The organism is Cellulomonas citrea (genome assembly GCF_009829685.1).
Lineage (GTDB): Bacteria > Actinomycetota > Actinomycetes > Actinomycetales > Cellulomonadaceae > Cellulomonas > Cellulomonas citrea.
Map to the genome: position 1 here is coordinate 1 of NZ_VWSD01000102.1, position 10,973 is coordinate 10,973.

The 10,973-nt window shown below is 72.8% G+C and carries 10 protein-coding genes; 4 read left to right on the forward strand and 6 right to left on the reverse strand.

Going from position 1 to position 10,973, the window contains the following annotated elements:
• Together F2B26_RS11365 and F2B26_RS11370 are read left to right on the forward strand one after the other, a co-directional pair.
• Positions 1-212: DUF3151 family protein (locus F2B26_RS11365; RefSeq protein WP_159809420.1), on the forward strand; the 212-nt coding region annotated here is incomplete at its 5' end.
• Between the two features lie 86 nt (positions 213-298).
• Positions 299-1,972, forward strand: coding sequence for a cation:proton antiporter domain-containing protein (locus F2B26_RS11370; RefSeq protein ID WP_159809422.1), 1,674 nt, complete (start codon positions 299-301; stop codon positions 1,970-1,972).
• 97 nt (positions 1,973-2,069) lie between these two features.
• On the opposite strand, the gene F2B26_RS11375 is transcribed toward F2B26_RS11370, so the two are convergent.
• The 5 genes from F2B26_RS11375 to F2B26_RS11395 form a co-directional block, all read right to left on the reverse strand.
• Entirely contained in the window at positions 2,070-2,864 is a 795-nt protein-coding gene (locus tag F2B26_RS11375) for a glycerophosphodiester phosphodiesterase (RefSeq protein WP_235929623.1), read from the reverse strand.
• Positions 2,861-4,252 (reverse strand): ABC transporter substrate-binding protein, encoded by a 1,392-nt coding sequence (locus F2B26_RS11380; protein ID WP_235929624.1) that lies wholly within the window; start codon positions 4,250-4,252, stop codon positions 2,861-2,863. Before F2B26_RS11380 ends, F2B26_RS11375 begins: the two co-directional genes overlap by 4 nt.
• A 97-nt stretch (positions 4,253-4,349) precedes the next feature.
• The gene (locus F2B26_RS11385; protein WP_159809424.1) at positions 4,350-5,177 is read right to left on the reverse strand and encodes a carbohydrate ABC transporter permease; all 828 of its coding nucleotides are present in this window, start codon (positions 5,175-5,177) and stop codon (positions 4,350-4,352) included.
• Positions 5,174-6,220, reverse strand: a complete 1,047-nt coding sequence (locus F2B26_RS11390) for a carbohydrate ABC transporter permease (protein ID WP_235929625.1) — start codon at positions 6,218-6,220, stop codon at positions 5,174-5,176. Before F2B26_RS11390 ends, F2B26_RS11385 begins: the two co-directional genes overlap by 4 nt.
• A 205-nt stretch (positions 6,221-6,425) precedes the next feature.
• Positions 6,426-6,695, reverse strand: a complete 270-nt coding sequence (locus F2B26_RS11395) for a GlsB/YeaQ/YmgE family stress response membrane protein (protein WP_159809426.1) — start codon at positions 6,693-6,695, stop codon at positions 6,426-6,428.
• A gap of 154 nt (positions 6,696-6,849) precedes the next feature.
• Here F2B26_RS11395 and F2B26_RS11400 point away from each other — a divergent pair, with 154 nt between their 5' ends.
• Both F2B26_RS11400 and F2B26_RS11405 read left to right on the forward strand, forming a co-directional pair.
• Positions 6,850-7,854: a bile acid:sodium symporter family protein gene (locus tag F2B26_RS11400; protein ID WP_235929626.1), complete on the forward strand. Its 1,005-nt coding sequence runs from the start codon at positions 6,850-6,852 to the stop codon at positions 7,852-7,854.
• A gap of 31 nt (positions 7,855-7,885) precedes the next feature.
• The gene (locus F2B26_RS11405; RefSeq protein WP_159809430.1) at positions 7,886-9,385 is read left to right on the forward strand and encodes a beta-N-acetylhexosaminidase; all 1,500 of its coding nucleotides are present in this window, start codon (positions 7,886-7,888) and stop codon (positions 9,383-9,385) included.
• Here the strand turns inward: F2B26_RS11405 and F2B26_RS11410 are convergent.
• The coding region (locus F2B26_RS11410) for a dolichyl-phosphate-mannose--protein mannosyltransferase (protein ID WP_438939197.1) at positions 9,382-10,973 on the reverse strand (1,592 nt) is incomplete at its 5' end. The two genes, F2B26_RS11405 and F2B26_RS11410, sit on opposite strands and share 4 nt — an antisense overlap.

Sequence of the window (10,973 nt, forward strand, 5' to 3'; positions counted from 1 at the left end):
ACCACCGCGGGCTGGACGCGTTGCGGCGGGCCGGGTGGCGCGGCGCCGGGCCGGTGCCGTGGGCGCACGAGCCGAACCGGGGCTTCCTGCGGGCGCTCGCGGCCCTGAGCCGTGCCGCGGAGGCGATCGGCGAGGACGACGAGCGGGAGCGCTGCCGCACCTTCCTGCTCGACCTCGAACCGGCGGCGTCCGGCCTGCTCGCCGAAGGCTGAGCCGGTCGGCGGCCCGCCCGGCGGCGCCACGCGACCGGGCACAATGGACCCTCACCCCCCCCGGCGCCGACGCGAGAGGACCCGACGTGGCAGCAGTGGCCCTCTACCTCGGTGCGGCGGTGCTCGGCGGGCTGGTCGCGGTGCTGCTGCGGCTGCCGCCGCTCGTCGGGTTCCTGGCCGCCGGGTTCGCCCTGGGGGCCGGCGGGGCGCCGACGCTGCCGTACCTGGAGCCCATCGCCGACCTGGGTGTCGTGCTGCTGCTGTTCGCCATCGGGCTCAAGCTCGACGTGCGCACGCTGCTGCGCCGGGAGATCTGGCTCACCACCGTCGTGCACCTGGCGATCAGCGTGGCGATCGGGCTCGGCTTCCTCGGGCTGCTGGCCGTCATCGGGTTCGGGTTCGTCGCCGACGAGTCGCTGTCCGCGCTCGCGCTCGTCGGGTTCGCGTTCTCGTTCTCCTCGACCGTGTTCGTCGTCAAGGTGCTCGACGACCGCTCCGACACCACGTCGTTGTACGGCCGGATCGCCGTCGGTGTGCTCGTCATGCAGGACGTGGCGGCCGTCATCTTCCTGTCGCTGTCCAGCGGGCACGCACCCAGCCCGTGGGCGTTCGCGCTGCTGGCGCTCATCCCGGGCGCCTGGGTGCTGCACCGGATCTGGGACCACATCGGGCACGGTGAGCTGCAGGCGCTGTTCGGGGTGGCCGTCGCCGTGGTGCTCGGCTACGGGCTGTTCGAGCTGGTCGGCATCGACGGCGACGTCGGGGCGCTCGTCGTCGGCGTGCTGCTGGCCTCGCACCCGCAGGCGGCCGAGCTGTCGCGCTCCCTCATGACGTTCAAGGACCTCATGCTGGTCGCGTTCTTCGTGCAGATCGGGCTGCACGGCACCCCGCACCTGCTCGAGATCGGGCTGGCCGGCCTGCTGCTGCTCATCCTGCCGTTCCAGGTCGGGGCCTACGCCCTCGTGCTGTGGCTCATGCGGCTGCGCCGGCGCACGTCGTTCCTGGCCGGGCTGGTGCTGGCCAACTACTCCGAGTTCGGCATCATCGTGGTCGCCGTCGGGGCGAGCGCGGGGCTGCTCGACGAGCACTGGGTGGTCGTCGTCTCGCTCGCCGTCGCGTTCAGCTTCGGGCTGTCCGCGATCGTCAACCGACGCGGTGTCGAGCTGGCCACCCGGCTGTCCCGGCTGCTGCCGTCCCGCGGCACCGACCGGCTGCACCCGGAGGACCGGCTCGTCGACATCGGCGAGGCCGATGCCCTGGTGCTGGGGCTGGGCCGGGTCGGTGCGGCCACCTACGCCCGGCTGCGCGACGAGTACGGGCTGTCCGTCGTCGGCGTCGAGCACGACCGCACCCGGGTGGCGGCCCTCGAGGACGAGGGCTACGAGGTGGTCCGCGCCGATGCGACCGACCTGGAGTTCTGGACCCGGGTGCAGCGCGCCGGCCGGGTCAAGGTCGCCGTGCTCGCGATGCCGTTCCACAACGCCAACCTCATCGCGCTGACCCGGCTGCAGGCCGCCGGGTTCACCGGCAAGGTCGCCGCGGTGGCCCGGTACGACGACGACGTCGCCGAGCTGCAGCGGCACGGCGCCGATGCGGTGTTCCACCTGTACGGCTCGGCCGGGTTCGCGCTGGCCGACCACGCTGCCGAGGTGCTGCTCGCGCGTGCGGCCCCCGGCCCGGCGCAGCCGCACCCGCCGGCCCGGCCGGGCGAGGAAGCCGACATCCTCGACCCGCTGGGCCGGCGCCCCGAACCCGCCTGAGCCGCGCGGGAACAGCACCGCCAGGGAACAGCGCTGCCAGGGGACAGCACAGCGCCGCCGGTCGAGGACCCGACCGACGGCGCTGCGCCTCCTGCACTCAGTCGACGGGCACGGCTTCGTGGGCCATGGCCCCGTCCAACCACCCGACGAGCCGGTCGGGACGGTTGCTGATGATCGCGTCGACCCCCACGCCGACCGCGGCGGCCCAGTGCTCGGGCTCGTCGAGCGTCCAGACCATCACCTGCAGACCCGCCTCGTGCAGCCGGACGACGAGGCCCGGGTCTGCCACCAGCAACGGGCCGTACGGGTTGCAGGTCATGACGCCGAGCTCCATGCACCGCGCCACCAGGTCCGCGGGGACCTCGAAGACGAGCAGCCCGCGACGCAGCTGCGGGGCCACCTCCTTCAGGGCCGCCACGGTCTGCGGCCAGAAGCTCTGCCCGATCACCCGGTCGGTGAGCCCGGCCGCCTCGATCGCGTCGGTCACCGGCGCCACCTGCTCCGGCGTCCACGACCCCTTGAGCTCGAGCAGCAGCCCGATCCCGGGCCGGTCGGCCTGCCAGGTGAGCACCTCGGCGAACGTCGGGACCCGCTGACCGGCGAACGCCGGGGCGAACCAGGTCCCGGCGTCCAGGGCCCGGACCTGGGCCAGGTCGAGATCGGCCACCGCCCCGGACCCGTCCGTCGTCGCGTCCACCGTGTCGTCGTGCAGGACGACGACCTGCCCGTCGCGGGTGAGCTGGATGTCCAGCTCGACCAGCTCGGCGCCGGCCCGCCACGCCGCCTCGAACGCGACGAGCGTGTTCTGCGGCGCCACCGAGCTGTTGCCCCGGTGGGCGATGACGACCGGACGGGTCGAGCCCACCTGCGTGCCTGCCAGGGCGTGGGTCACAGGTACGGCTCGACGTTCTCGTTGTAGGCCGTCTGGAGCTGCGGGGTGATCTGCTGCAGCGCGGCCTTCGGGTCGGCGTTCTGCAGCAGCACCTGCTCCAGCGCGCTGTTGAGGATCGCGTCGGCGCCCGGGACGAAGACGCGCACGTCGTCCTGCGAACGGGCCTTGTCGGCGAGCTGGTCGACGGCCGTGCGGAACTGCGGCGTCTTGGCGTAGACGGCCTTCATGGTGTCCGACTCGACCGCCGAGGTGCGCACCGGCATGTAGCCCGTGGCCTGGGAGAACGTGGCGGTGTTGGCGGTGTTGGTGAGGAAGTCCACGAACATCGCGGCGGCGAGCTGGTGCGGCTTGTCGCTGGCCGCGGCGATCGCCACACCCGTGCCACCGGTCGGGGTGCCGGAGCCCTTGGGGCCGTCGGGCAGGTAGGCGGTGCCGACGGAGAACTTCGCCGACTTGAGCACCCCGGCCAGCGAACCGGTGGAGCCGATGGTCGAGGCGACGGCACCGGCGGTGAAGTCAGCCACGGAGTCCTTGGAGATCGCGATGGTCCCCGAGCTCACGAGGTCCTTGAGCTGCTGCACACCGGCGACGGTCGCGTCGTTGGTGAGCGGTGCCAGGTCGAACTTGTCGGAGTACTGCCCGCCCTGCCCCCAGACGAAGTTCTCCAGCCACCAGGCGCCCCACGACGGCCCGGTGGACAGGCCCATCGCCGCGCCGTTCGACGGCACCTGGCCCTTGAGCTTGCTGGACCAGTCGGCGAGCTGCGCCCACGAGGACGGGCCCTTGTCGGGCAGGCCGGCCGCGGCCCACATGTCCTTGTTGTAGTAGAAGAGCGGGGTCGACCGGGCGAACGGGACCGCCCAGTGCTGACCGTCGTACTCGTAGTCGCCGTACAGGGCCGGGACGTAGTCGCTCGTGTCCGAGCCGACGGCCTTGAGGATGTCGTCCACCGGGATGATCTGGTTGTTGAGGTGGTAGCGGAACCACCACACGTCGGAGGCGATGACGACGTCGGGCACGTCCTTGGTCTGCGAGGCCGCCTGGAAGCGCTGGGCGACCTCGTCGTAGCTGGCACCGGCCGTGACCAGGTTGACGGCGATGCCGGTCTTCGCGGTGAACGCGTCGATGACGGCCTGCTCGGTGTCCTGCGACTTGCCGGGGTGGTTGCTCCAGAACGTGATGCTCGTGGCGGGGGTGACGGCCGACCAGTCGATCGACGAGGCGCTGGCCTTGGGCGTCGACGCCGCGCCGACGGCGGGGCCGGCGCAGGCGCTCAGCGCGAGCGCGGCCAGACCGGCGACCGCGCCACCGAGCAGCAGCCCGGTGCGCTTCGGTCGGCGGGCGGCCGTGACCGTCCGGGTGCTGCGGAACATGCGAGGGGTGCGCACGCAGGGATCTCCTTGCTCGTGGCCGCCCATGCGGCCGGGTGGGTGCAGCGGGTGCTGCGAGGGCTCCGGTCGGGGCGTGCCCGGCCGGTGCGGGACGTCAACCCGTGACGGCGCCCGCGGTCAGACCGGCCACCAGGCGCCGTTGCAGCACCAGGAAGACGGCCAGGATCGGGAGGGTGACGATGACCGTGGCGGCGAGCAGCACGCCCCAGCTGGTCATCCCGTCGATGTTCTGCAGCAGGGTGAGCCCCACCGGCAGGGTCATGTGGGACGCGTTGTCGACGACGAGGAACGGCCACAGGTAGTCGTTCCACTCGGTGACGACCGAGACGAGGGCCACGGCCGCGACGGTCGGCAGCGACATGGGCACGACGAACCGCCACAGGCGCCGCCAGTGCCCGGCGCCGTCGAGCTCGGCGGCCTCGAGCACCGAGGTGGGCAGCCCCAGGAAGTGCTGCCGGAACAGGAAGGTGCCGAACGCGCTGGCCAGGCCGGGGACGATGATCCCCTGGTAGGTGTTGAGCCAGCCCAACGAGGCCACGAGGGTGTAGTTGGGGATGATGGTGATCTGCGGCGGGATCATGAGCGTGGCGATGACCAGGCCGAACGCCACCTTCTTGAACGGCACGTCGACGAACACGAGCGCGTAGGCGCAGGTGAGGCCGAGCGCCACCTTGAGGCCGGCGCCCACCACGGTGACCACGATGCTGTTGAGCATGAAGCGGCCGATCGGGATGGTGGCGACCACGTCCGCGTAGTTCTGCACGTAGGCCGACGCCGGGAGCCAGCGCAGCGGCAGGGAGTACAGCTCCTGCGGGGACTTGAGGCTGGCCAGCACCATCCAGACCAGCGGGGCACCGAGGACGAGGGTCGCCACCACCATCGAGAGCCAGGGGACGACGGACAGCCGTCGCAGCGTGCTCATGCGTAGTGCACCTTCCGCTCGACGAACCGCATCTGCAGGCCCGTGACGGCGAGCAGGAGGAGGAACAGCACGGTGGCGCCGGCGGAGGCGTACCCGGCCCGGCCGTTGACGAAGCCCTCCTGGTAGATCTGGTACATGAGGGTCGTCGTCGAGCCCACCGGCCCGCCCTTGGTCATCCCCTGGATGATGTCGAACGACTGCAGCGAGCTGAGGATCATCGTGACCAGCAGGAAGAAGGTCGTCGGCGCGAGCAGCGGCAGCACGATCGAGCGCAGCGTGCGGGCCGGTGAGGCGCCGTCCAGCGCTGCGGCGTCCCGCAGGTCCTGCGGGATGGCCTGCATCCCGGCGAGGTAGATGAGCGTGACGTACCCGAGGTTCTTCCACAGGTAGACGACGACGATCATGACCAGCGGCCACGGCGGGTCGGTGTACCACTGGGGCGAGGCCACCGAGAACCAGCCGAGCACCACCGAGAGCAGCCCGTACCGCGGGTCGAAGATGAACAGCCAGAGGATCCCGACCGCCAGCCCCGACAGCACGTAGGGCGCGAAGGCCACGGTGCGTGCGATGTCCCGCCCGGGCAGCGGCCGGTTGAGCAGCAGCGCCAGCCCGAGGCCCAGCACGAGCGCACCGCCCACGGTCGCGACCGTGAAGATCCCGGTGGTGGTGAGCACCTGGCGGGTCGACGGGGCGGTGAACCACTCGACGTAGTTGCCCAGGCCGACGAAGCGGGCGACCGACGAGCCCAGGTTCCACTGCAGGGTCGACAGGTACAGGCTCTGCAGCAGCGGCCGGTAGACGAACATGAGCAGCAGGGCGATGTTCGGGCCGGCCAGCGCGATGAATGCGACCCAGCCGGTGCGCCGGCGGCGGCGGGCGAGCGGGCCGAGGTCCCGTCCGGTGACCGGTGCGAGCAGGGTGGCGAACCGCTCGGTCAGACCGGCTCGGGCCGGTCGCTGGTGCGGGTCGGTCTGACCGAGCGCGGGCGAGGAGTCGGGCGCCTCGGTGGCCGGTGGTCGGGGTGGTCGGGTGGTGAGCGTCATCGAGCTGCTCCGCGAGAGGCTGGGGGGCGTCGTTCCGCGGAAACGCTAGGAGGGCCGAAGGTCCCCCCTGCGCCACCAGAGCCTGTCTTGGGCCGCTCGTCGCCCAGTGTTCATGCAGGTCACCGGCCGGTCGTAGGGGAGTTGCCGAGCTGATGCGTGGTGGTCACCCGCCGGCCACGCGGTGTTCGTCGGCCGGTGGGTCCGGTCAGCTACGCCGGCGCCCCGCGCTGCCGGCCACGATCGACACCCCGATCGCGGCGAGCACCACCTGGAGCGCCAGCTCGATCCAGTCGATCCCGCCGGTGTCCCGCACCCCGAGGAGCGAGGCGAGCCAGGTGCCCAGGAGCGCGGCGACGATCCCGATGACGATGGTGAGCACCCAGGACAGGTTCTGCTTCCCCCGGACGAAGAGCCGCCCGAGCGCACCGATGATCGCGCCGATCACGATCGCGCTGATGATGCCGCCAACTGTCATGTCAGTCTCCTTCCGACGCCGTCCGTGCGACGACGTAGGGATCGACGCTAGGTGCGTCCGGTCAGGTGTGCCCGACGTGCGAGGGACGGCCAGGTGAGGTACCGCGCGACCCCGGATTGAGGGCCGGGCGGCGCCGGATGGCACGATGGCGGCCGTGACGCAGACCCCCGCACCGCCCGCACGTCAGGGGCCGAGGTTCGGGGTCGACCCGCTCACGATCGCGATCGTCGCCGTGCTCGTGCTCGGTCTGCTGGTACCTGTGCGCGGGGCCGCCGCCGGCGCGGTCGGCACGGTGAGCACGGCCGCCGTGGTGCTGCTCTTCTTCCTCTACGGCGTGCGCACCTCGCGGGCCGAGCTGGGGGCGGCGGTGCGCGGCTGGCGGCTGCAGGCCGCGATCCTGGTCTCGAGCTTCGTCGTGTTCCCGCTGCTCGGCCTGCTCGCCGCCCAGGCGCCGTTCCTCAGCCCCGACCTGCGCACCGGCGTGCTCTACCTGTCGCTGCTGCCGTCGACGGTGCAGTCCTCGATCGTCTTCACCTCGATCGCCCGCGGCGACGTGGCCGGGGCGATCACGGGGGCGACGGCCTCGAACATCCTCGGCATCGTGCTCACCCCGTTGCTGGTCGCGGGGCTGCTCGGCCGGTCCGGCGGCGGGCTGGGCGCCGATGCCGTGGTGGGCACGCTCACCCAGCTGCTCGGGCCGTTCGTGCTCGGCCAGCTCGTGCAGCGCCGGCTCGGACCGTGGGTGCGGGCGCACCCGGCGCTCACCCGGTTCACCGACCGGGCCACGATCGTGCTGGTCGTCTACTCCTCGGTGAGCGAGGCCACGGTCTCGGGCGCCTGGTCGCACCTGACCCTCGGCGCCCTGGCCGGGCTCCTCGTGGTGTGCGCGCTGCTGCTCGCCGTGATGCTGCTGGTCACCTGGCGCGGTGGGGCGCTGCTCGGGCTGGACCGCGGCGGGCGCATCGCGCTGCTCATGTGCGGGTCGAAGAAGTCCCTGGCGACCGGCCTGCCGATGGCCTCGGTGCTGTTCGCCCCGGCGATGGCGGCCGGGGTCGCGCTGCCGGTCATCGTCTTCCACCAGCTCCAGCTCGCGGTGTGCGCGATGCTCGCGCGCCGGCTCGGCCAGTCGGCGCAGGAGGAACCGGTGGCTGCCCGGTAGCGTGGCTGCGCCCGTCCACACGAGGAGCGCCATGACCGTCCACGTCGTCCCCGCCCCGGCCGCGCTCGTCGAGCTTGCCGGCCCGCCGCTGCTGCTCGGTGCGGGCACCCGGCTGCTCACCTGCGAGGCCGGGCTGCCGGCCGCCACGCTGCTGGCCGAGGTGCTGGCCCGGGCCACCGGCCACGCGCTCGAGGTCGAGGTCGAGGTCGCCGGGCCCGTGCCCGGTGCGCTGCGGCTCGAGCTGGACGACGACCTGCCGGTCCCCGTCGGCGGTGCGGCTGGTCACGCGCCGGGCCTGGCGCCCCGGGCCGAGGAGGCCTACCGGCTCGCCGTGGCCGCCGACGGGCTGGTGCTGCATGCCCGCGGGCTGCTCGGGCTGCTGCGCGGGGTCGCGACCGTGCGCCAGCTCGTCGAGCTCACCGGTGCGGGTGCCTGGATCCCGGCGGTGCAGGTGCACGACGCCCCGCACCACGGCTGGCGCGGGCTCTCGGTGGACGTCGCGCGGCACTTCTTCGGCCCGGCCGACCTGGAGGCCGTCGTCGACCTGCTCTGGCTCTACAAGCTCGACGTGCTGCACCTGCACCTCACCGACGACCAGGGCTGGCGGATCGACCTGCCGAGCCGGCCCGAGCTGGTCGCCCGCTCGTCGGCCGGTGCCGTGGACGGCGACCCGGGTGGGGCGTTCGACGCCACGCAGTGGGCCGCGCTGGTCGACTACGCGGCGGCGCGTGGTGTGGTCGTGGTGCCGGAGATCGACGTGCCCGGTCACGTGAACGCGGCGCTGCACGCCTGCGGCGACCTCGTGCCCGGCGGTGAACCCACCGCGCAGTACGAGGGCATCGACGTGGGGTTCAGCCAGCTCACGGCGGGGCTGCCGGCGACCTCGGCGTTCCTGGGGGAGGTGTTCACCGACCTCGCGGCGATGACCCCCGGCCCCTACCTGCACGTGGGCGGTGACGAGGTGCTCACCATGGCGCACGAGGAGTACGCCGACCTGGTGGGGCAGGCCGTCGAGGCGGTGCGTGACACCGGCAAGCTCGTCGTCGGCTGGCAGGAGGCCGCCACCACCGCACCGGCACCGGGCACCGTGGTGCAGGTCTGGGACCTGCGGCAGGACCCGGCCCCGCTGGTCGCCGCGGCCGACGGCGGCGCGCTCGTCCTCATGTCGCCGGCGACCCGGGCGTACCTCGACCTCAAGTACGACGCGACCACGCCGCTCGGCCTGGAGTGGGCCGGCCACGTCGACGTGCGCGACGCCTACGACTGGGACCCGGCGACGGTGCTCCCCGCGGTCCCCGCGACGTCCGTGGTCGGCGTGGAGGCGGCGGTGTTCACCGAGACCCTGCGCACCCGCGACGACCTCATGTGGATGCTTCTGCCCCGGCTGGCCGCGCTCGCCGAGGTCGGCTGGACCGCCCCGCAGGCCCGGGCCTTCGACGACTTCCGCCGTCGGCTGGCCCGGCACCCCGCGCTGTGGGAGGCCGACGGCCTGCGCTGGCACCCCAGCGCCCAGATCGACTGGGTCGGCTAGATCCAGCTCGGCAGCCACATCCGCAGGTGCCACTGGCTGTACGGGATGACCTGCGCCGTCCAGACCGGGTAGAAGAACGCCGAGACCACGCAGATGAGCGCCACGACGGCAGTCACCACCCAGATCGCGGTGCGCCTGTCCTTGGGGTTCGCCCCCTCGCGCGGGCCGATGACGAGGCTGAGCACGTAGACCAGCGTGAGCACCACCCACGGCAGGAACGCGATCGCGTAGAACGTGAAGATCGTGCGGTGCGCGTAGGCGAACCACGGCAGCCACCCCGCGGCGATGCCGGACAGCACCGCCCCGGCCCGCCAGTCCCGGTACCGCAGCAGCCAGTACAGCGCGACGATCATCGCCGCGGCCCCCAGCCACCAGAGGAGCGGGTTGCCGAGGGATGTGACCGCCTGCGAGCAGCTGGTCGAGCCGCACGCGTCCATAGCGCCCTGCCCGGACAGCCCCGAGACCGACGTCGGGTAGTAGAAGGACGTCGGGCGCCACTGCACGATCCAGCCCAGCGGGTACGACGCGTAGGCGTGCGGGGTGGTGAGGTGGTTGTGGAACTGCCACATGTCCAGGTGGAACTTCCACAACGAGCGCAGTGCGGGCGGCAGCCACTGGACGCCCTCGCCGGGGTTCTGCGCGGCCCACTGCCGGCCCCACGCGTTCGAGGACACCAGCCACGAGGTCCAGGTCGCCAGGTAGGTCGCCGCGGTGATCGTCACCATGAGCACCCCGGCGGGCACGCCGTCGCGCAGCACCCCGCCGGCCGCCCACTGCCGCACGCCCACCGTGCGCCGCGCCGAGACGTCCCAGGCCACCGACATCAGCCCGAACACCGCGAGGAAGTAGAGACCGGACCACTTGGTGCCGCAGGCCAGGCCGAGCAGCACCGCCGCGACCAGCCGCCACCAGCGCACCCCCAGCCCGGGGCCGAAGGCCGTGAGCGGCGTCCCCGCCTCGACCAGCGCTCCCACCCGGGCGGCCAGCCGGCGGCGGGCCTGGTCGCGGTCGAGCAGCAGCGCACCGAACGCCGCGAGCACGAAGAACATGAGGAACGGGTCGAGCAGGCTGGTGCGTGACATGACGATGGCCAGCCCGTCGACCGCGAGCAGCAGCCCGGCCACGGTGCCGAGCGCGGTCGAGGCGAACAGCCGCCGCCCGATCCGGGCGATCATGAGCACGGCGAGGGTGCCGACCACCGCGACCGACAGCCGCCAGGCGAACGAGCTCGTGACCCCGCCGCCCACCTGGATGCCGAGCCCGATGAGCCACTTGCCGACCATCGGGTGCACGAAGTACTCGGGCACGTGCTGCAGCATCGAGGTGTCGCCGGACTGGAACCCCGGGTTGGGGTTCTCGCCCCAGGCGGCCTCGTAGCCGCGGGCCAGCAGCGAGTAGCCCTCCTTGACGTAGTACGTCTCGTCGAACACCAGCTCGTGCGGGCGGGACAGGTTGACGAACCGCAGCACCCCGCCGAGCAGGGCGACCGCGAGCGGCCCGACCCAGCCGAGCACGCGCTCGCGCGTCGTGGCGGACAGCGCCAGGGTGTCCTCGCCGAGCAGCCGCCGGGTCAGGCGCCGCGCGGCCG